At 59.7% G+C, this 22,017-nt stretch carries 26 protein-coding genes; 14 read left to right on the top strand and 12 right to left on the bottom strand.

Features of this window, described 5'->3' with window-relative positions:
• The first annotated feature begins 16 nt into the window (after positions 1–16).
• Together serS and cysG are read left to right on the top strand one after the other, a co-directional pair.
• Entirely contained in the window at positions 17–1,297 is a 1,281-nt protein-coding gene (gene serS / locus BMS17_RS23330) for a serine--tRNA ligase (protein WP_046032472.1), read from the top strand.
• Positions 1,298–2,692 (top strand): siroheme synthase CysG, encoded by a 1,395-nt coding sequence (cysG, locus tag BMS17_RS23335; RefSeq protein WP_046032471.1) that lies wholly within the window; start codon positions 1,298–1,300, stop codon positions 2,690–2,692.
• A gap of 49 nt (positions 2,693–2,741) precedes the next feature.
• Here cysG and BMS17_RS23340 read toward each other — a convergent pair whose 3' ends face one another.
• The 9 genes from BMS17_RS23340 to BMS17_RS23380 all read right to left on the bottom strand — a co-directional run bounded on the left by BMS17_RS23340 (position 2,742) and on the right by BMS17_RS23380 (position 7,754).
• Complete coding sequence (locus BMS17_RS23340) at positions 2,742–3,743, bottom strand: glutathione S-transferase family protein (protein ID WP_046032470.1); 1,002 nt, start codon at positions 3,741–3,743, stop codon at positions 2,742–2,744.
• A 90-nt stretch (positions 3,744–3,833) separates the two neighbouring features.
• A complete protein-coding gene (locus BMS17_RS23345; protein ID WP_077431878.1) occupies positions 3,834–4,835 on the bottom strand; it encodes a glycosyl transferase family protein in 1,002 nt (333 codons plus the stop codon).
• Positions 4,832–5,167 (bottom strand): TusE/DsrC/DsvC family sulfur relay protein, encoded by a 336-nt coding sequence (locus tag BMS17_RS23350; protein WP_046032468.1) that lies wholly within the window; start codon positions 5,165–5,167, stop codon positions 4,832–4,834. Before BMS17_RS23350 ends, BMS17_RS23345 begins: the two co-directional genes overlap by 4 nt.
• Positions 5,164–5,457, bottom strand: a complete 294-nt coding sequence (gene tusB / locus BMS17_RS23355; RefSeq protein WP_077431879.1) for a sulfurtransferase complex subunit TusB — start codon at positions 5,455–5,457, stop codon at positions 5,164–5,166. The genes BMS17_RS23350 and tusB overlap by 4 nt, the downstream gene beginning before the upstream one ends.
• Entirely contained in the window at positions 5,457–5,819 is a 363-nt protein-coding gene (tusC, locus tag BMS17_RS23360; protein WP_046032466.1) for a sulfurtransferase complex subunit TusC, read from the bottom strand. The genes tusB and tusC overlap by 1 nt, the downstream gene beginning before the upstream one ends.
• A 1-nt stretch (position 5,820) precedes the next feature.
• Positions 5,821–6,213 (bottom strand): sulfurtransferase complex subunit TusD, encoded by a 393-nt coding sequence (gene tusD, locus BMS17_RS23365; RefSeq protein WP_046032465.1) that lies wholly within the window; start codon positions 6,211–6,213, stop codon positions 5,821–5,823.
• A 212-nt stretch (positions 6,214–6,425) separates the two neighbouring features.
• A complete protein-coding gene (locus BMS17_RS23370; RefSeq protein ID WP_046032464.1) occupies positions 6,426–7,130 on the bottom strand; it encodes a YoaK family protein in 705 nt (234 codons plus the stop codon).
• A 25-nt stretch (positions 7,131–7,155) separates the two neighbouring features.
• Positions 7,156–7,485 carry a DUF6388 family protein gene (locus BMS17_RS23375; RefSeq protein WP_046032463.1) on the bottom strand — a complete coding sequence of 110 codons (330 nt, stop codon included), beginning with the start codon at positions 7,483–7,485 and terminating at the stop codon, positions 7,156–7,158.
• A gap of 20 nt (positions 7,486–7,505) precedes the next feature.
• Positions 7,506–7,754 (bottom strand): hypothetical protein, encoded by a 249-nt coding sequence (locus tag BMS17_RS23380; RefSeq protein WP_034146936.1) that lies wholly within the window; start codon positions 7,752–7,754, stop codon positions 7,506–7,508.
• Between the two features lie 149 nt (positions 7,755–7,903).
• Between BMS17_RS23380 and BMS17_RS23390 the strand changes: the two genes are divergently transcribed.
• Positions 7,904–8,254 carry a hypothetical protein gene (locus BMS17_RS23390; RefSeq protein WP_046032462.1) on the top strand — a complete coding sequence of 117 codons (351 nt, stop codon included), beginning with the start codon at positions 7,904–7,906 and terminating at the stop codon, positions 8,252–8,254.
• A 5-nt stretch (positions 8,255–8,259) separates the two neighbouring features.
• On the opposite strand, the gene BMS17_RS23395 is transcribed toward BMS17_RS23390, so the two are convergent.
• Positions 8,260–8,688, bottom strand: a complete 429-nt coding sequence (locus BMS17_RS23395; RefSeq protein ID WP_046032461.1) for a GNAT family N-acetyltransferase — start codon at positions 8,686–8,688, stop codon at positions 8,260–8,262.
• A 146-nt stretch (positions 8,689–8,834) separates the two neighbouring features.
• On the opposite strand from BMS17_RS23395, the gene BMS17_RS23400 reads away from it, so the two are divergent.
• The 3 genes from BMS17_RS23400 to BMS17_RS23410 all read left to right on the top strand — a co-directional run bounded on the left by BMS17_RS23400 (position 8,835) and on the right by BMS17_RS23410 (position 10,717).
• Positions 8,835–9,272, top strand: coding sequence for a hemerythrin domain-containing protein (locus BMS17_RS23400; RefSeq protein WP_046032460.1), 438 nt, complete (start codon positions 8,835–8,837; stop codon positions 9,270–9,272).
• A 111-nt stretch (positions 9,273–9,383) separates the two neighbouring features.
• A complete protein-coding gene (locus tag BMS17_RS23405; protein ID WP_046032459.1) occupies positions 9,384–9,977 on the top strand; it encodes an NUDIX domain-containing protein in 594 nt (197 codons plus the stop codon).
• 200 nt (positions 9,978–10,177) lie between these two features.
• The gene (locus BMS17_RS23410) at positions 10,178–10,717 is read left to right on the top strand and encodes a hypothetical protein (protein WP_371916708.1); all 540 of its coding nucleotides are present in this window, start codon (positions 10,178–10,180) and stop codon (positions 10,715–10,717) included.
• Positions 10,718–10,735: 18 nt separating this feature from the next.
• On the opposite strand, the gene BMS17_RS23415 is transcribed toward BMS17_RS23410, so the two are convergent.
• Positions 10,736–11,254, bottom strand: a complete 519-nt coding sequence (locus BMS17_RS23415; protein ID WP_046032457.1) for a methylated-DNA--[protein]-cysteine S-methyltransferase — start codon at positions 11,252–11,254, stop codon at positions 10,736–10,738.
• Between the two features lie 150 nt (positions 11,255–11,404).
• Between BMS17_RS23415 and ggt the strand changes: the two genes are divergently transcribed.
• Positions 11,405–13,132 carry a gamma-glutamyltransferase gene (ggt, locus tag BMS17_RS23420; RefSeq protein WP_046032456.1) on the top strand — a complete coding sequence of 576 codons (1,728 nt, stop codon included), beginning with the start codon at positions 11,405–11,407 and terminating at the stop codon, positions 13,130–13,132.
• A gap of 70 nt (positions 13,133–13,202) precedes the next feature.
• A complete protein-coding gene (locus BMS17_RS23425; protein ID WP_077431880.1) occupies positions 13,203–13,736 on the top strand; it encodes a cysteine hydrolase family protein in 534 nt (177 codons plus the stop codon).
• Between the two features lie 49 nt (positions 13,737–13,785).
• On the opposite strand, the gene BMS17_RS23430 is transcribed toward BMS17_RS23425, so the two are convergent.
• Entirely contained in the window at positions 13,786–14,688 is a 903-nt protein-coding gene (locus tag BMS17_RS23430; protein ID WP_046032454.1) for a LysR family transcriptional regulator, read from the bottom strand.
• A 145-nt stretch (positions 14,689–14,833) separates the two neighbouring features.
• Between BMS17_RS23430 and BMS17_RS23435 the strand changes: the two genes are divergently transcribed.
• From BMS17_RS23435 to BMS17_RS23460, 6 genes are all read left to right on the top strand, one after another.
• Complete coding sequence (locus BMS17_RS23435) at positions 14,834–16,333, top strand: cytosine permease (RefSeq protein WP_046032453.1); 1,500 nt, start codon at positions 14,834–14,836, stop codon at positions 16,331–16,333.
• Positions 16,330–17,169 carry a nitrilase family protein gene (locus BMS17_RS23440; RefSeq protein WP_046032452.1) on the top strand — a complete coding sequence of 280 codons (840 nt, stop codon included), beginning with the start codon at positions 16,330–16,332 and terminating at the stop codon, positions 17,167–17,169. Before BMS17_RS23435 ends, BMS17_RS23440 begins: the two co-directional genes overlap by 4 nt.
• Positions 17,170–17,627: 458 nt before the next feature.
• Complete coding sequence (locus BMS17_RS30870; protein ID WP_175648992.1) at positions 17,628–18,194, top strand: hypothetical protein; 567 nt, start codon at positions 17,628–17,630, stop codon at positions 18,192–18,194.
• Between the two features lie 645 nt (positions 18,195–18,839).
• Positions 18,840–19,376, top strand: a complete 537-nt coding sequence (locus BMS17_RS30750; RefSeq protein ID WP_077431881.1) for a hypothetical protein — start codon at positions 18,840–18,842, stop codon at positions 19,374–19,376.
• Positions 19,377–19,508: 132 nt separating this feature from the next.
• On the top strand, positions 19,509–20,351 hold the full coding sequence (locus BMS17_RS23455) for a DUF6502 family protein (protein ID WP_046032449.1): 843 nt from the start codon (positions 19,509–19,511) through the stop codon (positions 20,349–20,351).
• Positions 20,348–21,952, top strand: a complete 1,605-nt coding sequence (locus BMS17_RS23460; RefSeq protein WP_046032448.1) for a DUF5666 domain-containing protein — start codon at positions 20,348–20,350, stop codon at positions 21,950–21,952. The genes BMS17_RS23455 and BMS17_RS23460 overlap by 4 nt, the downstream gene beginning before the upstream one ends.
• Positions 21,953–22,017 lie beyond the last annotated feature (65 nt).

Below are 22,017 nucleotides of genomic sequence, written 5' to 3' on the forward strand. Positions count from 1 at the left end.
TAAACGAGAAACCGACATGCTCGATTCCAAACTGTTACGTAGCAACCTTCAGGACGTAGCGGACCGCCTGGCATCCCGTGGCTTTGTGCTGGATGTTGCGCGCATCGAAGCGCTGGAAGAACAGCGCAAGACCGTCCAGACCCGCACCGAAGCACTGCAGGCTGAACGTAATGCCCGTTCCAAATCCATCGGTCAGGCCAAGCAGCGCGGTGAAGACATCGCGCCGTTGATGGCGGATGTCGAGCGCATGGCGAACGAATTGAGCGCTGGTAAAGTCGAGCTGGACGCGATCCAGACCGATCTGGATTCGATCCTGCTGGGCATCCCGAACCTGCCGCACGAGTCGGTGCCGGTTGGCGATGACGAAGACGGCAACGTCGAAGTGCGCCGCTGGGGCACCCCGACCGCCTTCGATTTCCCGGTTCAGGACCACGTCGCCCTGGGCGAAAAGTTCGGCTGGCTGGACTTCGAAACCGCCGCCAAGCTGTCGGGTGCGCGTTTCGCCCTGTTGCGTGGCCCGATTGCCCGTCTGCACCGCGCCCTGGCGCAGTTCATGATCAACCTGCACGTCACCGAGCACGGCTACGAAGAGGCTTACACGCCTTATCTGGTTCAGGCCCCGGCGTTGCAAGGCACCGGTCAGTTGCCGAAATTCGAAGAAGACCTGTTCAAGATCACTCGCGAAGGCGAAGCCGATCTGTACCTGATCCCGACTGCTGAAGTGTCGCTGACCAACATCGTGGCCGGCGAAATCGTCGATTCGAAACTGCTGCCGATCAAATTCGTTGCCCACACGCCATGCTTCCGCAGTGAAGCCGGTGCGTCGGGTCGTGATACGCGCGGCATGATCCGTCAGCACCAGTTCGACAAAGTCGAAATGGTCCAGGTCGTTGAGCCATCGACCTCGATGGAAGCACTGGAAGGCCTGACCGCCAACGCCGAGAAAGTCCTGCAACTGCTGGAACTGCCTTACCGCACCCTGGCGCTGTGCACCGGCGACATGGGCTTCAGCGCGGTCAAGACCTACGACCTGGAAGTGTGGATTCCGAGCCAGGACAAATACCGCGAGATTTCGTCGTGCTCCAACTGCGGCGACTTCCAGGCCCGTCGTATGCAAGCGCGTTTCCGCAACCCGGAAACCGGCAAGCCTGAACTGGTTCACACCCTGAACGGTTCTGGTCTGGCAGTCGGTCGTACCTTGGTCGCGGTGCTGGAAAACTATCAGCAGGCCGACGGCTCGATCCGTGTGCCGGAAGTGCTGAAGCCGTACATGGGTGGCATTGAGGTCATCGGCTAAATGAACTATCTGCCGCTGTTTCACAACCTGCGCGGCAGTCGTGTGTTGGTCGTCGGTGGGGGGGAAATTGCCTTGCGCAAATCCCGCCTGCTGGCCGATGCCGGTGCGCTGCTGCGGGTGGTTGCACCTGAAATCGAACTGCAACTGCGCGAACTGGTTGCCGGCAGCGGTGGCGAGTGCCTGTTGCGTGGTTACGTCGAGGCGGATCTGGACGGTTGCGGGCTGATCATTGCCGCCACCGACGACGAATCGTTGAACGCACAAGTCTCCGCCGATGCTCATCGGCGGTGTGTGCCGGTCAATGTGGTGGATGCACCTGCGCTGTGCAGCGTGATCTTCCCGGCGATTGTCGATCGTTCCCCCTTGATTATTGCCGTGTCCAGCGGCGGCGATGCGCCGGTGTTGGCACGCTTGATCCGCGCCAAGATCGAAACCTGGATTCCTTCCACTTATGGTCATCTGGCCGGACTGGCCGCTGGCTTTCGCCATCAAGTGAAAAAACTGTTCCCGGATGTGCAGCAGCGCCGGGCGTTCTGGGAAGACGTATTCCAGGGGCCGATTGCCGACCGCCAGCTAGCCGGACAGGGCGCCGAAGCCAAGCGCCTGCTGCAAGCGAAAGTCGATGGCGAGGCGCCAGTGACCACCGGTGAGGTATATCTGGTGGGCGCAGGGCCGGGGGATCCCGATCTGCTGACGTTCAAGGCGCTGCGCCTGATGCAGCAAGCCGATGTGGTGCTGTACGACCGTCTGGTGGCGCCGGCGATTCTGGAGTTGTGCCGCCGCGACGCCGAGCGGGTCTACGTCGGCAAGCGCCGCGCCGATCACGCTGTGCCGCAGGATCAGATCAACCAGCAATTGGTGGTCCTGGCCAAGGCCGGCAAGCGTGTAGTGCGGTTGAAGGGCGGTGATCCGTTCATCTTCGGTCGCGGCGGTGAAGAGATCGAAGAGCTGGCGGCCCAGGGCATCCCGTTCCAGGTGGTGCCGGGTATCACGGCGGCCAGCGGTTGCGCGGCCTATGCCGGGATTCCGTTGACTCACCGCGATTACGCGCAGTCCGTGCGATTTGTTACCGGGCATTTGAAGGACGGTTCCACCGATCTGCCGTGGGCCGATCTGGTCGCGCCGGCGCAGACATTGGTGTTCTACATGGGCCTGGTGGGCTTGCCGATCATCTGCGAGCAATTGATCAAGCACGGTCGCGGGGCGGACACCCCGGCAGCGTTGATCCAGCAGGGCACCACCGTTAATCAGCGTGTATTCACCGGTACCTTGGCGGATTTGCCACAGTTGGTGGCGGAGCATGAAGTGCATGCGCCGACGCTGGTGATCGTGGGCGAAGTGGTGCAACTGCGCGAGAAACTGGCGTGGTTCGAAGGGGCTCAGGGGCAGGTCTAGAAACCGGCTAACTGATCATTCCCACGCTCTGCGTGGGAACGATCAGCTGTCAGGCCCAGCGCCAAACCCCTTTCCCATTCAACCGCGCCCGGTCATGCGGCACATTGAAATCCTGCTCTGGCCCCTTAGGCACAACCCCCGTCGGGTTGATGGTCTTGTGGCTGCCGTAGTAGTGGTTCTTGATGTGGGTGAAGTCCACCGTCTCGGCGATTCCTGGCCACTGATAAATCTCACGCAACCAATTCGACAGGTTCGGATAATCGGCAATCCGTCGCAGATTGCATTTGAAGTGCCCGTAATACACCGCGTCAAAACGGATCAGCGTGGTAAACAGCCGAATATCCGCTTCAGTCAGGTATTCACCCGTCAGATAGCGGTTGGCGCCCAATAGCTGGTCCAATCGATCCAGTTCTTCAAACAAGCCATCGAACGCTTCTTCATAGGCCTGTTGCGACGTTGCAAATCCAGCCCGGTAAACGCCGTTGTTCACCGCGGGGTAAATTCGCTCGTTCACCGCATCGATCTCGGCGCGCAGTGGCTGCGGATAGAAATCCAGGTCATTGCCCGTTAAGTCATCGAATGCGCTGTTGAACATGCGGATGATCTCCGCCGATTCATTGTTGACGATGCGATTCTGCTGCTTGTCCCACAAAACCGGCACCGTGACGCGGCCGGTGTAGTGGGCAGTGTCGGTGGTGTAGCGTTGGTGCATGAAGTCGAGGTGATCGAGCTTGTCACCGGTAGAGCCCAGGCTCTGGTCGAAGGTCCAGCCGTTTTCCAGCATCAGCCAACTGACTACAGAGACGTCGATCAGGCTGTCGAGGCCTTTGAGTTTGCGCAGGATCAGCGTGCGGTGGGCCCACGGGCAGGCGAGGGACACGTAGAGGTGATAGCGACCGGCCTCGGCGGCAAAGCCACCGACGCCCGTCAGCCCCGGCTTGCCGTCGGTGGTCACCCAGTTGCGACGTTGTGCCTGTTCACGCTGGAAAGCGCCGTCCTTGCTGCTTTCGTACCACTTGTCTTGCCAACGGCCATCGACTAACAAACCCATGTTCAAGACTCCTGAACCAATAATCGTTGGAGTTGAGTCTATTCCCATGAACCTGAACAAAAAGCGCAAAGATCGGGAGAAAATGATCGGTTAAATAGATTTGTTGCGTGCAACCCAATACTGCTCGGCGGTTTCGAAGGCTTGCTCGCGGCTCTGACCGAGCCCGCGCAAGGCCAGGGCCATGGTCGAAATCAGGGCCATTTGCGGATAGCTGTCGACCACGTCGCCGCGCCAGACGGCCTTCAAATGCTCGGGGTCGAGGGACGCCGGTTTGACGTGACGCTGGGCCGACAGTTGCGGCCATTCTTCATCCCAGCTTTCGCCGCCCGTGGTGCCGTACAAATGGCTGTCGGCGTCCGGGTTGATCTCGATCTCGCCGCCGTCGCCCTTGACCACAATGGCCGTGTCGCCCAGCAAGCCGCTGGCATCGCGATGCACGGCCTGATAGCCGGGGTGGAAAATACTTTGCAGGCCGCAGCGAGCGCCCAGCGGATTGAGGATGCGCGTCAGGGAATGGATCGGCGAACGCAGGCCCAAGGTGTTGCGCAGGTCGATCATGCGCTGGAGTTGCGGCGCCCAATCCACCAGCGGCATGAACGCCAGGCCACCGTTATCGAGTGCATCACCGACCTGTTGCCAGTCGCGGCACAGGGGGATGTTCAGGTCATTGAGCAATTGTTCGCTGTACAGCCGACCGGCCGTGTGTGCGCCCGCGCCGTGCATGAAGATACGCACACCGTTCTGCGCCAGGCACTTGGCCGCCAGCAGGTACCACGGCAAATGACGTTTCTTGCCGGCATACGTCGGCCAGTCCAGATCGACATTTAAGAAGGGAGCTTGCAATCGTTCACGCAGGGCCTCGGTGAAACCGGCCATTTCCTCGGCGCTTTCTTCCTTGTGTCGCAGCAACATCAAAAACGCCCCGAGCTGGGTGTCTTCGACCTTGTCGTCGAGCACCATGCCCATGGCTTCGCGGGCTTCTTCATGTGTCAGGTCGCGGGCGCCGCGCTTGCCTTTACCGAGGATTCGCACGAACTGGGCGAACGGATGCTCGGCAGGTGTTTCGAGGGTCAACGCTGGGAAGTCGGTCATAAGCAATTCGTCGGTTTGGGCAGGCCCGCCAGTTTCGCGGCGAGTTTGGCGGGGGTGCCTTTAAACAGTCGGTTGAGGTGCAGGCTGTTGCCTTTTTCCGGGCCGAGCTTCAATGCGGTGTATTTGATCAAGGGGCGGGTGGCCGGCGACAGCTGGAACTCGTCGTAGAAACGGCGCAGCAGTTCGAGGATTTCCCAGTGCTCAGGGCTCAACTCGATGTCTTCGGCTGCGGCCAGGGCGGCAGCGACGTCGGCGGACCAGTCACTGAGTTCGACCAGAAAACCGTCCTTGTCCAACTCGATGGCGCGGGCGCCGACCGTCAGGGAATTCATAGCCAACTGTTGACCTTGTCATGGTGAATCGACAGCTCGACGAAGGCCGGGTAGTTGATGGCCTTGGCCCAATCCGGGGTTTCAATGGACCGGGCTTGAACATCCTCGGCCAGCACGAAAAGGTTCAGGGCGCGAGAGTTCAGTGTATTGAACGGCGCAGTGCCCGGCTGCAGGGCATACACCGCGTCGCCGCTCAGCAAGAGCGCATCGTTCGCGCCGATCACGCGCAGGCAACTGCTCAGGCGATCGTCGCCGAACGGGGAGCGAGACAACACATGCAAAGTCGACATCAGAGGGTGATCACCTGGTCGTAGCGGTCAATAAGGGCGGTGATTTCGGGAGCGGTCAGCGTCCGGGCTTCTTCGAGCGGCAGGCTGTTCGGGTCCAGCCCACGTTCTGCGGCACTGTCGGCACAGACGAACAGCTCGTCGACACCGAACATCGGCAGGGCTTGCAGGTTGGCGCTCAGGTCTTTTTGTTGCAGGGCCTTGGCGTCCTGTTTCGCGGCGAGCTGGAACACCCCGTCATCGAGAAACAGCAGGCCGATGGGCAGGTCGAAGGCGCCGCCGGCGAGGACGATGTCCAGTGCTTCACGCGCATTCGGTCCGGACCAAGGCGCCTGTCGGCTGATAATCAGCAAGGATTTAGGCATCTTACGCGCCTCCAAAGCAGATCAAACGGTCGGCGCCCTGCACCGCGTCATGCAATTGCCCCAGACCGGACAATTCCCACGGCGCGCCCACGGCAACGGCGTCACGTTGATAACGCCCGGCTTCTTCTTCGTTCAATACCCCGCGACGCAGGGCCGCGGCGATACACACGACGCCATCCAGTTGGTGCTCGCTGACAAAGGCGCGCCATTGTTTGGGCACGTCCAGCTCATCTTGCGGCGTGACCACGCTGGCGGACGCGTTGTAGACGCCATCCTGATAAAAAAACAACCGGACAATCTCATGCCCGCCGGCCAGCGCAGCCTGAGCAAACAGCAAGGCGCGGCGCGAGGAGGGCGCATGGGCGGCGGAAAACAGCGCAATGGCGAATTTCATGACGGACTCGATCAACAAACTGCGGCCATGATAAAGCTTTATCGGCGGGGCGGCTAAATCGATGTTGTCTGGGCGGGCCTCATCGTCGGAACGCCGCCCGGAGCAGGCTCAGTCCTGCAGGAGGTTGGGTGTTGCCTGAGATTGCAGTTTCACCACAACCATCTGTAGGAGTGAGCCTGCTCGCAATAGCGGTCTAACAGGCAACACCTGAATCAACGCGGCATATACCCCAACTGCCAGCGCCGCGGAATCTTCAACGACACCACCCCCAGCACCCCCGCCAGCAATCCGCTGGCAAACAATGCCTGAAGTCCCAAATGATGTTCCAGCACCGCCCCAAGGACAGCCCCGGCGAACATCCCGGTCCAGGGGATCAGTTGCACGCGCCAGCCATTGCGCCGTTCGCCGAGCATCCAGCGCCCCAGCCCCCGTCCGAAGCGCGACAGGGCGCCGGTGACATAGGTCAGGCCAACCGGCAGGCCGTTCACTTCCTCGACGGCGGCATTGAGCATGCCCATGGCGATGATCGCCGCCAGCAGCGCAGGCAATTGTTCGTCGTAAGGCCAGGTGGCGGCCGCGCACAGCAACGCGGCGATGGTCAGCATCAAGGGCAGCGCCCGTCGCCCGCCGAGGCGGCTGACGACAATGCCCAAGGCGTTGCCAACGATGAACGTGGCCACGAGCAGCAGCAAACGCCCGGTCAGCCCCAGATCGCCGACGCTGATGGCCACGGCGAGCCGAGTGGTATTGCCACTCATGAATGAAACGAAATCGCCGCTGGCCATGAAGCCGATTGCGTCGGTCATGCCGGCCAGTACCGAGAGCATCGCTACCAGGGTCATGCCAATGCGCCCACGCCACTTTTGCGTGTGCAGGTGACCGGGGCTGGCGTGGGAGGTTGAGGCGGAAGGCAGCATGGGCGATGACATCCTTGAGCGGTGGTTACGGTTGTATCCCGTACATCTCGCAATAGTCCAGCCAGTCCATGCCAGCCATCTCCGCGACTTCGATGTGCACTTCCCTGCGCTGGGCTTCGTATTCTTGTGGTGTAGCCGCCGTCAGCCGCAGCGTCAGTTCCCAGGCGAACAACCCTTGGCGCTCGGCCTCATCTTCGAACGCTTCATGCAAGCGCTCGTCGCGATACTGCGCCTGGGTTTCACCCTTGGCTTGTGCCAGCAGCGGGTTGAGGTTGTCGAGTTCGTGGCGCAGTTCAGGGCGCTCTTCGAGAAACTTCTTCAACGCTTGCTCGTGTTGCTGTTCGGTTGCCGCCATGGTCGCTCCTTGAGAATGGATTACGAAGACTGCTTCTTGCTGGCCTTGGCCGCTGCCGCCAGGCATTCGAGGGCGAACTGTTCGGTGTAGGTCATCTGGATTGGCGTGGTTTCGCCTTTGACGGTGCGTTCGCCGTCGAGGATGTAACGAATGCGCTTGTCGGTGACGCCAATGCGCTTGGCGATCCAGGAAGGCGTCTGGCCGATCTGGCTGATCAGTTTGTCGGCGTATTCGGTGGTCGGTTTGTAGAATTCGGCGTTGGGTGTCATTGGGCTTTCCAGAAATAGACGCGATGCGGCATGAATGGCGCGACAGGGTGCGCGAATCATCGCGCGGTGTCGCGGTATAAATGAAGTAAAGCAGAACGAAACGGCGCGCCACGATGATACAGTCCGCTTTTTCTTGATGAGCGAATGCAATGCGAATTCTGATGGTGGCGCTGGCCGTAACGTTGCTGGCGGGATGCGCGGGCTCGGTGATGGACGATGCTCGTACCAAGACCCCGTACAAAACCCTGAACTCGGACAAGCCGTCATTGGCCGTGGCCCAGTGCGTGCAGTTTTCCTGGCAGGACGAAGCGGTATTCGGCGTCGATGCCGCCGCTTATCTGCAGCCTGGCAAAAAGGGCGGGTCGACCGTCTACACGCGGTCGGCGGAGTCCTTTGTGGACGTGACCACCGATGCGTCCGGTACCGTGCTGAGTTACTACGCGCAACATGACGACTTCGTCGCCAAGCGCCGTTTGGCAGCGTTGGCGACCTGTTTGTAAGCGATTCAGGCGTTTATCAGGCGCTTCTGAAAAAAGAAGCGCTTGTGGCCGGGCGGGTAGTCGGCAATCTGGCCCAGCTCGCTGTAGCCGAGCTTTTCGTAAAACTTCGGCGCCTGAAAGTCGAAGGTGTCCAGCCAGATCCCCACGCATTCCTTTTCCCGTGCGAGATCTTCGGCCATCTGCATCAACTTCGAGCCCAGGCCCTGTCCCCGGCCCTGTTCGGGCACCGACAGCAATTCGATGTACAACCACTGGTAAAAGAAGCGGCCATACAACCCGCCGAGAATCTCGCCGTGGTCGTCGCGCACCAGCAAGGCCAGCGGTTGCGCATTGGACGGGCCGGCCTGAGCCGCGTTGTAGGCGCGCAGTGGTGTGAGGATGGCCTCACGTTGTTCATCAGTGGGGTTTTGCGACTGTTCAATTCGCAGGGGCATGAGCGACATCCTTATGGCAATGAATCAGGAGCCTAGCGTGGTGATGGCGTTTGTTCTATCCCTGGCGCACCAAAGGAACCGTCGTGGTGGCACGGATGTCTAGCCTAAACAGCGTCACCCCGGAACGCCGCCGATGAGGACAACCCGTGAATATTTTCGAAGCCCTGCGCGAAAGCCACGAACGTCAAAGGACCTATGCCAAGGCACTGATCAAAACCAGTGGTGACACCCCGGAGCGGGTCGAGGCTTACCAGCAACTCAAGTCCGAGCTTCAAGCCCACGCTACTGCCGAAGAACGCCACTTCTATATCCCGCTGATGGAATTCGACAACGGCGTCGACCTGAGCCGCCATGCCATCGCCGAACACCACGAGATGGACGAAATGATGGAGGAACTGGACGGCACCGAGATGTCCAGCCCGTCATGGCTTGTGACCGCGAAAAAGCTGTCCGAGAAGGTTCATCATCACCTCAAGGAGGAAGAGCAGAAGTTCTTCCAGATGGCCGGCAAACTGCTCGATGACAAGCAAAAAGAAGCGCTGGCCGGCCAGTACGAGAAGGAATACAAGGCTCAGTTGTCCTGAGCCTGTGGCTGGACCCGTTAAGGAGCTGCTACAAGGTTCGCATTAGGGAGATGCCAGGCTTTTTCGTTTTCGCCTACCATGAGCACTTTTCACGAAAAAGGATGCGGTGCCATGGCGAACACAGCCGAACGGGTCAACATCATCCAATCCCAGGTGTTGTCCCACGACTGGTATCTGCTGAAGAAAATCACCTTCGACTATCAGCGTAACAACGGCGACTGGCAGCGCCAGACCCGCGAGGTCTATGACCGTGGTAACGGCGCGGCGATTCTGCTGTTCAATCGCCAGAAGCGAACCGTGGTGCTGACCCGGCAGTTCCGCTTGCCGGTGTTCGTCAACGGCCATGACGGATTACTGATCGAAGTGGCCGCCGGCTTACTTGAAGGTGCCGCGCCGGAAGAACGCATCCGCGCCGAAGCCGAAGAAGAAACCGGTTACCGCGTGCACCATGTGCAGAAGGTCTTCGAGTCGTATATGAGCCCCGGCTCGGTCACTGAAAAACTGCATTTTTTCATCGCCGAATACGACGCTGCTTCAAAAGTCAGCGAAGGCGGCGGGCTGGAAGAAGAGACCGAAGAACTGGAAGTGCTGGAGTGGGCGTTCGATGAGGCACTTGAGGCGTTTTATCGCGGGGAGATCTGCGACGCCAAGACCATCATGCTGCTGCAATATGCGGCGATGAAGAATATTTTCGTGCCAGCCTGACAGTGCTGCATGCCCAGCCGTCGCCACCCGGTGGAGGAATGCGGCTTTCGTTGCTATGCCTTATGCGTGGCAAGAATGAACCCTGGAGGTTTGTTGAAAGTGATTGGATGAAACGTGCAGTACTGTCGCCCGTCTGCCACTTCAGTCGCCCGTTTTCAACAGGAGGACAGGAAATGCCAATTACAGGAACAGGTTGGGAAATGTGCATCACCCGAAAGTCCGAACAACGCCGTGCCAGTGATGGGAAGCGAAGAACGGTGGGTGACTATCAGATTTATCACGATGGGCAAAAACAGACAGGAGCAGGTCTTTCAGGGATGGTCGCGGAAACCCGTGGCCCTGGCGATAATACCCACGAGAATAACAATCGGCGAGTGGAGGCGGGGCGCTATCCCTTGGCAACTCAGGATGGCGTTAAGTACGTGACGATTGGTTATAAAAATTCGGACAGTATTTCTACGCGACCCAGGCCCGGGATCGAACTGAAGGAGACCGATCCGCGGACGGAAATTTTAATTCATCCGGGGATAGGCTTTCTCGCCAGTATCGGTTGCATCAATCCTTGCACATCGCTACCCAACGCAGATGAGCCGATCGACTTTATCCCCAGCCGCAAGCGCGTCATCGCCATTATTGAAGATTTGAAGAACTACCTGGGTGATGATTTCCCATCGAAAAACGGCAAGAAAATTCCCAAGGCATTTGTGGTCATTGATGGGGAGCCCGAGTTCGAGGGTTAGGTTGCAGTACGCGAGTGCTCAGTCCCACAAATCGCCCATATTTTTCGAGCCTGACCACTCGCACCCTTCAAGCGTCAGCAACCGCTCTTTCGCCTCAAGCCCACCCGCAAACCCGGTGAGCTTCCCCGACGCACCGATCACCCGATGGCAGGGCGCCACAATCGATATCGGGTTCTTGCCATTCGCGGCTCCCACTGCCCGAACCGCGCTCGGATTGCCGATTTGCTCGGCTATCTGGCTATAGCTGCGCGTTTCTCCGAACGGGATGGTCAGCAGCGCCGCCCACACCTTCTTCTGAAATTCCGTGCCGACAAAATCCAGTTCCAGCTCGAAGCGATCGCGCGTGCCGGCAAAGTATTCCTGCAACTGCTGAGCGGCGCGTACCAGAATCGGGTTGTCCGGGGCTTCGTGCATCGGGCCAAGCCGAACCCGGTTCGGTTTGTCGTTTTCCCAGAGGATGGCCGCCAGTCTTGCGTCTTTCGCTACCAGCTTCAGTTCGCCAACCGGGGACGCCAGAGTGGTGAAGGTGTAGGTCATGCTGACGGACTCCGCAGAGGGGCTGAATAGAGGCCCAGCATACTGTTCCGACGGGGAGGCGCAATACGTAATCCCGACCATACTTGCCTGTGCTTTTGAACTGCTCACTCTGTTTTGTGCAGAGCCCAAAAACAAAAAAGAGACCGACTGATGAAGTACGAACCTTTTGCCAAATCGCTCATAGCGACCTCCTTGGCGCTTAGTTGCCTGACTGCCCATGCCGCTTCCGTAGCCCCGGTTGCGGCCGAAAACGGCATGGTGGTCACCGCCCAGCATCTGGCCTCCCAGGTGGGGGTCAATGTGCTCAAGAACGGCGGCAACGCCGTGGATGCCGGCGTCGCGGTGGCGTATGCGCTGGCGGTGGTGTATCCCGCAGCGGGCAACCTGGGCGGCGGCGGTTTCATGACCATTCAGCTGGCGGACGGGCGCAAGACGTTCCTCGATTTCCGTGAAAAAGCGCCGCTGGCTGCCACCGCCAACATGTACCTGGATAAAGAAGGCAATGTCATCCCCGACCTCAGCACCCGTGGCCACCTGGCCGTCGGCGTGCCGGGGACTGTGTCCGGCATGGAACTGGCCCTGACCAAGTACGGCACCAAGCCGCGCAAGGAAGTGATTGCCCCGGCGATCAAACTGGCGGAAGACGGTTTTGTCCTGGAGCAGGGCGATGTCGATTTGCTGGACTACGCCACCGACGTGTTCAAGAAAGACATGAAGGACTCGGGCTCGATTTTCCTGAGCAAAGGCGAGCCGATGCAGGTCGGACAAAAACTGGTGCAGAAAGACCTGGCCAAAACCCTGCGGGAAATTTCCGAGAAGGGTGCCGACGGTTTCTATAAAGGGTGGGTCGCCGACGCCATCGTCACGTCCAGTCAGGCCAACAAAGGCATCATCACCCAGGCCGATCTCGACAAATACAAGACCCGAGAACTGGCGCCGATAGAGTGCGATTACCGGGGGTATCACGTGGTGTCGGCACCGCCACCGAGCTCCGGCGGGGTGGTGATCTGCGAGATCATGAACATCCTTGAAGGCTACCCGATCAAAGACCTCGGCTACCACTCGGCCCAGGGCATGCACTATCAGATCGAAGCCATGCGCCACGCTTATGTGGACCGCAACAGCTACCTCGGCGACCCGGACTTCGTGAAAAACCCGATCGCGCACCTGCTGGATAAAAATTACGCCACCAAAATCCGCGACGCCATCGACCCGAAAAAGGCCGCTATCTCCAGCGAGCTCAAACCCGGCGTAGCGCCGCATGAGGGCAGCAACACCACGCACTTCTCCATCGTCGACAAATGGGGCAATGCGGTGTCGATGACCTACACCCTCAACGACTGGTTTGGCGCTGGCGTCATGGCCAGCAAAACCGGGGTCATCCTCAACGACGAAATGGACGACTTCACCTCGAAAATCGGTGTACCGAACATGTACGGCCTGGTGCAAGGGGAGGCCAACGCTATCGCACCCGGCAAAGCACCGCTGTCGTCGATGAGCCCGACCATCGTCACCAAGGACGGTAAAGTCGTGATGGTCGTCGGCACACCGGGCGGCAGCCGCATCATCACTGCGACCTTGCTGACCATGCTCAACGTGATCGACTACGGCATGAACATCCAGGAAGCGGTGGATGCACCGCGGTTCCACCAGCAATGGTTGCCCGAAGAAACCAACCTGGAGACCTTCACCACCAGCCCGGACACGGTGAAAATCCTCGAAAGCTGGGGTCACAAGTTTGCCGGGCCACAGGATGCCAACCACGTGGCGGCAATCCTGGTCGGTGCGCCTTCGCTGGACGGCAAACCGGTCGGCAAAAACCGTTTCTACGGCGCCAACGACCCACGCCGTAACACCGGGTTGTCACTCGGTTACTAAGGGTTGTGTTTAACAGGGGACGGATCTGCTTTTTCGTCCCCTGATCTACCGACTGATCAAGGAAGGGGCCATGGCTACCGCACTGCTAATTATCGACGTCCAGAGGGCGCTGTGCTCGGGCGAGTACGCGTGCTTTGAGATCAACCGCGTCATCGAGAACATCAACCACCTCAGCACCCGAGCCCGGATAGCCGGGGTGCCGGTTGTTTTCATTCAGCACGAAGAAGAGGGCAGCCCTCTGGCATATGGCACCGATGGCTGGCAACTGGCCGAAAGCCTGGAAGCCGAGCCCAAGGATTATTACGTACGCAAAACCACACCGGATTCGTTCTATCAGACCAACCTTCAACAGCTGCTGTCGAAAGAGGAATTCGAGCGTCTGATCATCTGTGGTTTGCAAACCGATTATTGCGTCAACGCGACCGTGCGCCAGGCACTGAAAATGGGATATGACGTGGTGCTGGCGGCCGACGCGCACTCCACCGTCGACAACGGTAACCAAAGTGCCGAAGACATCATCGTCGAGCACAATAAGGACTTGGCGCACCTGACCGGTTCGGTGGCGCGTATCGACGTCATGCCGGCGGGTGAGATCAAAATCTGAGCCGCGGCGAAACGACCCGCCACGCAGGCACATTCAGTTGTTTGTGAACTTACGTTGCAGCAAAAATCTCGATCAGCTCCGTGAGGAATGCACTCACCACGTCGCGCTGCCGCGCCGAATGCCGAACGGCCGCATGGAAGCCGACTTCATAGCGCAACTGCTCAGGGTTCAGCGGATGCAACTGCCCCAGTTGTTGATGCTTGGCCGCGTAGTGCTGTGGCAGAAAGCCCAGGTGCTGGCCCGACAGAATGAGCAGGGCGGCACCGTCCATGCTGTCGGTGAGTACGGTCAACCGCTCGAGGGTGGTGGGCGCGGGCATTTCCGGCAGCGGGTGGCTGGGCCAGACCCAATCGTAATCGCGGACGTCATCGCGGGTCAGTGCGCCGACGTGATCGAACAATGGGTGCGCCGGGGCGCAGTAGGCGATTTGGGTTTCCTGAAACAAGGGGAAGTAATCGATGTTGGGCAAACGATGCCAGAAGTACCCGATGGCCAGATCGATATGGCCGTTGATGATTTTTTCTTCCAGCAAGGATGACGACAGCTCGGTGAAGTGGAAGTACAGGCCTTCATGTTGCGAGCGCAAACGCGCGATGGCCAGGGCGATGTTCTTGTTGGCGGAGGGATCGATTTGACCCAGCAGGCCGATGTTGATGTTGCCCGACACCTTGCGATTGATGTGCTGGACCTCAACCCGAAACCCTTCGGCCGCCGCCAGTAATCGACGGGCCGCTTCGACAAACTGCCCCCCTTTGGGCGTCACCGAAAACCCTCCGCGACCTCGCTCGCACAGACGAAACCCGACCCTCGCTTCGAGCGTCGCCAATTGCGCACTGATGGTGGGCTGAGTGGTGTTGAGCGCCGTTTGCGCGGCCGAGATGCCGCCCGCCTCAACGACAGTCAGGAAGACCCGGATCAAGCGCAAATCCAGTTCCGATACAGTGCCCAGCATGTGTGCCCCCCTGTTTGCCACATAGATGCCGATCTATGTAAACAGTGTGCCTGCGATATTTTACTGCCCTGACTAACGCCCTACATTGCAATGAAACCGGCGCTTTGCCCATAAAAACAACAATTACCAGCATAGGAACAATCGTATGTCAGGTTCTCCACAGTCTGTGCACGCCATTGCAGCGAGCAGCGGGTTGGCCATCGAAGGCCGCTCGATCGATTACATTCCGGAAAATGAACGTCACGCCAAACTGAGCAGCCAAGGGCCTTTCTGGTTTCTGGGCAACTTCCACTTCTTCACCATCTCCATCGGTTTTGTCGGCCCGAGCCTTGGGTTGTCGGCGCTGTGGACCCTGCTGGCCGGTGCGCTGGGCATTATGTTCGGCACCATTTTCATGGCGTTTCACGGCTCGCAAGGTCCGGAGATGGGCCTTCCGCAAATGATCCAGTCCCGCGCCCAGTTTGGTTATCGCGGTGTGATCCTGGCCTTGATGGCGACGATGTTTGTGTTCGTCGGTTTCAACGTGGTGAACATCTCGCTGATCATGAACGGCCTGGAACATGTCTTCGGTTTTGACCCGACGATTGTCGCCGTGGCGGTGGTACTGATTGGCGCGCTGTTGTCGATCTACGGCCATGACCTGATGCACAAAGCGTTCAAATGGGCATTGTTGGCGACGTTGCCCCTGTATGCACTGGTGACCATCGCCTTGATGTTCGGTGCCGGCCAGGAAGGCGTCACCCCGGCGACAGACCTGGGTTTCAACTGGGTTGCGTTTGCCACGCTGTTTGCCATCGGTGCGAGTTACAACATTTCCTATGCGCCCTATGTGTCCGACTATTCCCGATACCTGCCGAAAAACACCAGCCGCCCGAAATTGATCGCCGCGGTGTTCATCGGCGCTTCGCTGTCCGGTGGCTGGATGATCGGCCTCGGTGCGTGGCTGGCGCAGCAACTGAAAGCGGCGGATGCGCTGGTGGCGTTGAACCAGGTCGGCTCTTCGATGATTCCGGGCTTGGGCAATGTGCTGGTCATTGTCTCGGTGGCGGGCTTTCTGCCGATCATCGCGCTCAACACTTACAGCGCCATGCTGACGTTGCTGACCGGTGTCGACTCGATCAAAAAGATCACGCCGACACCGCGTGCCCGAGTCATGTCCATCAGCGTGATCAGCATCATCCTGTTGACCTGCGTGTTGTCGATCAAAGGTGATGGCATCGCGTTGTTGAACACCTTCCTCGTGTTGTTGCTGTACTTCCTCGTGCCCTGGACCGCCGTCAATCTGGTGGACTACTTTTTCGTGCGCAAGGGCCGCTACGCGATCCCGCATTTCTTCACGCCGCAGGGCATCTATGGCGCCTGGCAATTTCGCGGCATCGTCTCGTACCTGATCGGTTTTGCCGCGATGGTGCCGTTCTTCTACATCTTTGATGCGTCTGCCAACAAAGAGGTATTCGTCGGTCCGCTGGCGCGCATGCTGGAAGGTGTGGACATTGCCTGGCTGGTGGGACTGGTGGTGTCGGGCCTGACGTATTACCTCCTCAGCCGTTCCATAGACCTCGCGGCCGAACGCCGGATCATCGATTCGATTACCGAGGACGACATTATTTCCATGGCTAAACAGCCTGTTGAGGAGGCGCGTTGAACAGCGCAAAGAAAACGGTGGTCGCCTGCTGCCAGGTGGCACCGAGAGTCGGCGATCTGGCTTACAACCGGACGCTGTCCGAACGCGCGATTCGTTCAGCGGCGAATCAAGGCGCACAGATTGTGGTGCTTCCAGAACTGGTGCAGAGCGGTTACGTGTTCAACCACCGTAGCGAGGCCTTGTCCTTGGCGGAACCGACAGAGGGGCCAACCTTGCGCCTGTGGGAGGCACTCGCCCGCGAACTGAACATCGTCGTGGTCGGTGGATTCTGTGAACGCTTGCAGGGCGATGAGTTGGCCAACAGTGCCGCCCTGATTGATGCCCAAGGCCTGCGCGCCGTGTACCGCAAAGCGCACCTCTGGGATGCCGAGCGTGAAATATTCAGTGCCGGTAACGCCGCGCCGCCGGTGGTTGAAACGGTTCATGGGCGAATCGGCATGCTGATTTGCTATGACCTGGAGTTCCCTGAGTGGGTGCGGCTCCCGGCACTGGCCGGCGCGGATTTGCTGTGCGCTCCGGTCAATTGGCCGGACGGACCGAGGCCTCCCACCGAGCGGGCGGCGGAAGTGGTGCGGGTTCAGGCCAATGCTTCAGTTAACCGGATGTTCATCGCCGCGTGTGACCGGCATGGGCATGAGCGCGGTGTCGGTTGGGTGCAAGGCTCGGTCATCGTCGATGCGGATGGTTATCCGCTGGCAGGACCGGCCGAGCAGGGTGGTGAGCAGATTCTGCTGGCAACCCTCAACCTTGTCGAGGCGCGAAACAAACGCATCAGTGCACGCAACGATTTGCACCGGGATCGGCGGCAGGGGTTGTATGGGGGCGTCGAGGGATGAAGCGCTAGATAGCCGCTGTTTCTGTCACCGGGTGCGGTGGCAGGGAAGGGGCGACTGTTGGACGATTCTCAAAAGGGATTGATTGAGATTTTTGCTCCTGCGCGTTCCTTGGTCCTGATATTCGGTTGTTGACACCCGGGCTGACAGTACTAACCTATAGCTGTGGGAATATTTCCCACAAAACGATGCTGACTGGCTCTGAAGGACCGTGCGGAAACCGCAGTTGCTCGTTGTTGCTGCATATTCATGGCCGCGCCGGTTGGCTGGCCGCTTCAATGGGCGGCCGGGAACTCATTGGATATTGCGTTCGATACGGAGATGACTTCGCAACTCCAAGTGGAGGTGCATCATGCTGCTCAAGAAATGTTTATTGGCTCTGGCAATCGGCGGAGTCCTGTCGGCATCGACTGTTCTGGTGCCTGATTACATCAATAGTTTCTCCAGCGTGTATGCCAAAGATGGCGGCAGCGGTGGTGGAGGAGGCCACGGCGGTGGCGGTGGCGGTGGTCACGGTGGAGACGGCGGAGGCGGTCACGGTGGCGGAGGCTCTGGTAATGGAGGCTCCGGCGGCGGTGGTGGTCACGGTGGCGGCAGCGGTGGCGGTGGCTCCGGCAATGGAGGCAATGGAGGCGGTGGTCACGGTGGCGACGGCGGTGGCTCCGGAAGTGGTGGTCACGGCGGCGACCATGGCGCCGGTGGCGATCATGGTGCTGGTGGCGATCATGGTGCTGGAGGCCATGACGGTAACGGTCATGCAGGCCCGGGGCGCGGCGACGCTGACCATGGTGGTGTTGCTGGGAACAGAGGCCCAGGCAATGCGCGTGACAACGATGACAACGATGACAACGATGCCGCAGATGCAGCCAGGGACGCTGCCAGAAACGATGCAAATGCAGCCAGAGATGCTGCCAGAAATGATGCAGATGCAGCCCGGGATGCTGCAAAAGCTGCTGCAGATGCAGCTAGAGATGCCGCCAGAGCCGAGGCGGATGCAGCCAGGGATGCTGCAAAAGCTGCTGGCGTAGCGGGCGCAGATGCAACCCGAGACGCTGCCAGGGCGGCTGCCGATGCAGCCAGGGACGCCGCACGGCGAGATGCAGATGCAGCAAGAGATGCTGCAAGGGCTGCTGCCGATGCAGCCAGGGACGCAGCTAAAGTTGACGCGAACGCAGCCAGAGAGGCTGCCAAAGCTGAGGCGAGGGCCGCCAGAGAGGATGTGGCGGACGCCCCAGATGCCCCGGACGCGCCGGATTTCGACGCGGTTGAGGTACAGAACTAGGCCAGCACGTTCCGAACGAACACGGCTGGCATACCCGAAGAAAACGTCCCGAGCGTTTGAGGGACGTATCGGCAATGAGTCGCAAGCCCTGAAAAGACGCGGGGTTTGCGACTTTTTTTCGTATGGCGATCAAGAAACGCGCCAGACATACAGCGCATACCACGCCGTAAGGGCAACCCCCATCTCCATTCGTGCCCCTAGCCATCGGTCGGCTTTCTCCTGCGCGGGTTGACCCGGAGTCAGAAAGGACTAACTTACGTCTAGTGGGAAAATTTCCCACGAAAATTATTCTTAAGAAATTTTAAAGCTACGGGGTTGATCCCATGCCGCTCCCGGATTGCAACCTGATTGCGTTGGCTCAGCTCGTGGCAAATCACCTGGAGAATGCACGATGAACACTTACCTGCTTTTCAAGAGAGGGTTACTGGCGCTGGCAATCGGTGGCGTCCTTTCGGCTTCCATTGTTTTAGTACCAGATTCCATTTCCCATGACTCGAGTGCCTATGCCAAAGATGGTGGCGGTGGTGGTGGTGGTGGCGGTAATGGTGGCGGCGGTGGCGGTGGCGGCAACAGCGGTGGCGGTAATGGTGGCGGTGGAAACAGCGGCGGTAATGGCGGCAACAGTGGCCACAGCGGCAGCGACCATGGGAACGGGAATGGGAATTCAGGCCATGCCAGTTCCGGAAGCTCGAACTCCGGTCGCGGTGGTACCCACGCAGAAGCGGGTGACGACCACGGCAACCACGCCCGCGGCGAGCCCGGTGACGATCATGGCGTTCATGTTGGCGGTGAACCCGGTGACGACCACGGCGTCCACGTAGGCGGCGAGCCTGGTGACGATCATGGCGTCCACGCAGGCGGCGAGCCTGGTGACGACAATGGCAACCATGTTGGTGACGAACCCGGTGACGACAACAGCCGTATCTGACGCGGCTTGACGACCTCATACAAGACCCAGGGGGCCGGTTTTGTATGAGGTATGGCAAAAAATACGCGCTTGTGTTCATGGGATTATTTCCCACGCAGCTATACTGGGGTTAACTGTCTAGGAATGCGCTGAATGCAATCGTCTACCCTGCCCATGTCCCTTCTAAAAGCCCTGCGGCATGTCATGCGGCCGCTGGTTCGTTTGATGCTGCGCAAAGGCGTCACCTACCTGGTGTTCGCCGACCTGCTCAAAGAGGTTTTTGTCGATGTCGCGGACCGTGAGTTCCGTCTGGACGACAAGGCTCCAACCGACAGCCGTATCAGTCTGCTCACCGGTGTGCACCGCAAGGATGTACGGCGCTTGCGCAACACCAGCGACCCCGCTTCCTCCACGCTTCCGGCAAACGTCACCTTCGGTGCGCAACTGGTCAACGCCTGGTCCAGCGCGCCCTTTTGTGACAACGCGGGACAGCCACTGCCTCTGCCTCGATTGGCCAGTGTCGGTGGCGACCGCTCCTTCGATGCCTTGGTGGCGATGGTCAGCACGGACATCAGGGCGCGGGTGGTGTTGGACGAGTGGCTGCGCCTGGGCGTCGTACGTCTTGACGAACAAGAGTGCGTGCACCTCGAAGTCCAGGCCTTTGTGCCGCAAAAAGGCTTCGATGAGAAAACAGCGTACCTGGGGCATAACTTGCACGATCATGCCTGCGCCGCGGTACACAACCTGAGCAGCGAAGGTCCGGCCTTTTTTGAACGCAGCGTTCACTATGACGCACTGGCCCCGACGAGCGTCGAGGCGTTGCGCGAGGCCGTTGCCAGCGAGGGAATGCAGGCCCTGTTGAGCTTCAACCGACTTGCCGCCGAGCTGGAATTCCAGGACCTGCCCAGCCCTGAACCGCGCCAGCGCATCACGGTCGGCTTGTACTTCTACACTGAAGCTTCTGATCCCAATCCGCCAACAGCCCCTAAACCATGACCGTCCATGTGCGCCTGACTCGTGCAATCGCCCTCGTTCTGGGCCTCGGGCTTCCCATTGTGTTGCAAGCCGCCCCAGCCTGTGTCAGTCAGAATGATGCCGGCATAAGTGAAGTGCCGATCATCAATGCCCCGGGTGGCACCGGCGGCACGGGCGCAGCACCTGGCGGCATGGGTGGCACCGGCATCAGCACCGACAACGGTGGGGTCGGTGGTACCGGCGCACCGTTGAAAAAGCACCCTGGCGGCATTGGCGGCACCGGTGCCGTTGCAGGCGGTGTGGGTGGCACGGGCATCAGCAACGACAACGGCGGCATCGGTGGCACCGGCATTGTCGGCACCATCACCGGGTTCGCCTCGATTTGTGTCAATGGCGTGGAAGTGCACTTCACCCAAAACGTTCCGATCAGCGAGAACGGCGTTGCCGCCTCCAGTACCCACCTGGCGGTAGGCCAAGTGGTTGCCGTGGAAGCATTCAATTCCCGGCGTGGCCTGGAAGCCGGGCGCATTTCCATCTTGCACGTCTACGAAGGCCCCTTGACCGCTCTGCCACGCGATTCCATGCCCATGCGTGTCATGGGGCAACCGGTACGCCTGGCCAACGGTGCTCAAGTCGCTGCTGGTCTGCGTCCGGGTGATCCGGTACGGGTCAGTGGGCTGCGCGATGCTCGCGGCGAAGTAGTGGCCAGCCGCATCGACCGAGCGCCCGGCCTCAAGGAGGCCAGTGCTATCGGCTCGGTGGATCGCAGCGGCTATCTCGAGGGGCTCAAACTCGGCAATCAACCGCGCCCGGCGCAGGAAATGCTGGTACGCGGCCAGTGGACCGGCCGCGAGTTGGACGTCACCCAAAGCCGTCCCGACCCGAGCCTGCCCTTCAATGGCAGGGCACGCAATGCGGTGATCGAGGGCCTGGTACAGGGCCGACAGGACCGCCAATTGATGGTCGGTGGCTTTAAGGTGACGCTGGCGAACGACACCGTGTTTGTCGGTGTGCAGCCTTCGGGGCTGGCGCTGGATCGACGCGTGCGGGTCAGCGGCGTGTTCACCGGCGCGCGGGAGGTGCAGGCAACGCGCATCGAATTGCCCCGCGAGCGCGCCGATTCGCCGGCCAGCAACCGGCACGGACCACCCGGCACCAGCGAGCAGAGCACGGACGATTCAAGTGGTTCGAGCAACTCGAGCGGCTCCGGTAACTCTGGCAACTCTGGCGGTTCGGGGAATTCAGGGAGTTCAGGCAGTGACAGGAGCGGGCGCTCCGAGAGCGAGGGCAGCGTTGTCGACGATACTCGCCACGGGGGCAATGACAGTCATGGCGGTGGCGAGAAGACAGAGCGCGTGGACGTGGACAAGTCCGGTAAGTCAGAGCGTATCGAGAAGGTCGAGCAATCCGGCAAAGTCGAGAAGGTGGAGAGGGTAGAGAAGGTCGAAAAGGTCGAGCGTCCGGAGAAAGTCGAGAAAATTGATCGGCCAGAAAAAGTCGAGAAGGTAGAGAAAGTCGAGAAGGTAGAGAGGGTCGAGAAAGTCGAAAAGGTAGAGAAAGTAGAGAAGGTCGAGAAAGTCGAGAAGGTTGAAAAAGTCGATCACTCTGGCAAATCGGGTTAAACCGTGCAGGCATGATGCACTATTGTCATAAGTAACTAGGCTGGGTAAGTCACGCAACTCAGCAT

Origin of the sequence: Pseudomonas sp. C9 (genome assembly GCF_002000165.1) — a bacterium.
Lineage (GTDB): Bacteria > Pseudomonadota > Gammaproteobacteria > Pseudomonadales > Pseudomonadaceae > Aquipseudomonas.

What these genes read in the sequence shown, in the direction of transcription:
- cysG (WP_046032471.1), top strand. Translation starts at nt 1,298, where the DNA reads ATGAACTATCTGCCGCTGTTTCACAACCTGCGCGGCAGTCGTGTGTTG.
- BMS17_RS23430 (WP_046032454.1), bottom strand. Translation starts at nt 14,688, where the DNA reads ATGCTGGGCACTGTATCGGAACTGGATTTGCGCTTGATCCGGGTCTTC.
- BMS17_RS23435 (WP_046032453.1), top strand. Translation starts at nt 14,834, where the DNA reads ATGTCAGGTTCTCCACAGTCTGTGCACGCCATTGCAGCGAGCAGCGGG.
- BMS17_RS23390 (WP_046032462.1), top strand. Translation starts at nt 7,904, where the DNA reads ATGCGAATTCTGATGGTGGCGCTGGCCGTAACGTTGCTGGCGGGATGC.
- BMS17_RS23455 (WP_046032449.1), top strand. Translation starts at nt 19,509, where the DNA reads ATGCAATCGTCTACCCTGCCCATGTCCCTTCTAAAAGCCCTGCGGCAT.
- BMS17_RS23425 (WP_077431880.1), top strand. Translation starts at nt 13,203, where the DNA reads ATGGCTACCGCACTGCTAATTATCGACGTCCAGAGGGCGCTGTGCTCG.
- BMS17_RS23415 (WP_046032457.1), bottom strand. Translation starts at nt 11,254, where the DNA reads ATGACCTACACCTTCACCACTCTGGCGTCCCCGGTTGGCGAACTGAAG.
- BMS17_RS23460 (WP_046032448.1), top strand. Translation starts at nt 20,348, where the DNA reads ATGACCGTCCATGTGCGCCTGACTCGTGCAATCGCCCTCGTTCTGGGC.
- serS (WP_046032472.1), top strand. Translation starts at nt 17, where the DNA reads ATGCTCGATTCCAAACTGTTACGTAGCAACCTTCAGGACGTAGCGGAC.
- tusC (WP_046032466.1), bottom strand. Translation starts at nt 5,819, where the DNA reads ATGCCTAAATCCTTGCTGATTATCAGCCGACAGGCGCCTTGGTCCGGA.
- BMS17_RS23380 (WP_034146936.1), bottom strand. Translation starts at nt 7,754, where the DNA reads ATGACACCCAACGCCGAATTCTACAAACCGACCACCGAATACGCCGAC.
- BMS17_RS30750 (WP_077431881.1), top strand. Translation starts at nt 18,840, where the DNA reads ATGAACACTTACCTGCTTTTCAAGAGAGGGTTACTGGCGCTGGCAATC.
- BMS17_RS30870 (WP_175648992.1), top strand. Translation starts at nt 17,628, where the DNA reads ATGGCGGCAGCGGTGGTGGAGGAGGCCACGGCGGTGGCGGTGGCGGTG.
- BMS17_RS23410 (WP_371916708.1), top strand. Translation starts at nt 10,178, where the DNA reads ATGTGCATCACCCGAAAGTCCGAACAACGCCGTGCCAGTGATGGGAAG.
- ggt (WP_046032456.1), top strand. Translation starts at nt 11,405, where the DNA reads ATGAAGTACGAACCTTTTGCCAAATCGCTCATAGCGACCTCCTTGGCG.
- BMS17_RS23345 (WP_077431878.1), bottom strand. Translation starts at nt 4,835, where the DNA reads ATGACCGACTTCCCAGCGTTGACCCTCGAAACACCTGCCGAGCATCCG.
- BMS17_RS23340 (WP_046032470.1), bottom strand. Translation starts at nt 3,743, where the DNA reads ATGGGTTTGTTAGTCGATGGCCGTTGGCAAGACAAGTGGTACGAAAGC.
- tusD (WP_046032465.1), bottom strand. Translation starts at nt 6,213, where the DNA reads ATGAAATTCGCCATTGCGCTGTTTTCCGCCGCCCATGCGCCCTCCTCG.
- BMS17_RS23395 (WP_046032461.1), bottom strand. Translation starts at nt 8,688, where the DNA reads ATGCCCCTGCGAATTGAACAGTCGCAAAACCCCACTGATGAACAACGT.
- BMS17_RS23350 (WP_046032468.1), bottom strand. Translation starts at nt 5,167, where the DNA reads ATGAATTCCCTGACGGTCGGCGCCCGCGCCATCGAGTTGGACAAGGAC.
- BMS17_RS23405 (WP_046032459.1), top strand. Translation starts at nt 9,384, where the DNA reads ATGGCGAACACAGCCGAACGGGTCAACATCATCCAATCCCAGGTGTTG.
- tusB (WP_077431879.1), bottom strand. Translation starts at nt 5,457, where the DNA reads ATGTCGACTTTGCATGTGTTGTCTCGCTCCCCGTTCGGCGACGATCGC.
- BMS17_RS23370 (WP_046032464.1), bottom strand. Translation starts at nt 7,130, where the DNA reads ATGCTGCCTTCCGCCTCAACCTCCCACGCCAGCCCCGGTCACCTGCAC.
- BMS17_RS23375 (WP_046032463.1), bottom strand. Translation starts at nt 7,485, where the DNA reads ATGGCGGCAACCGAACAGCAACACGAGCAAGCGTTGAAGAAGTTTCTC.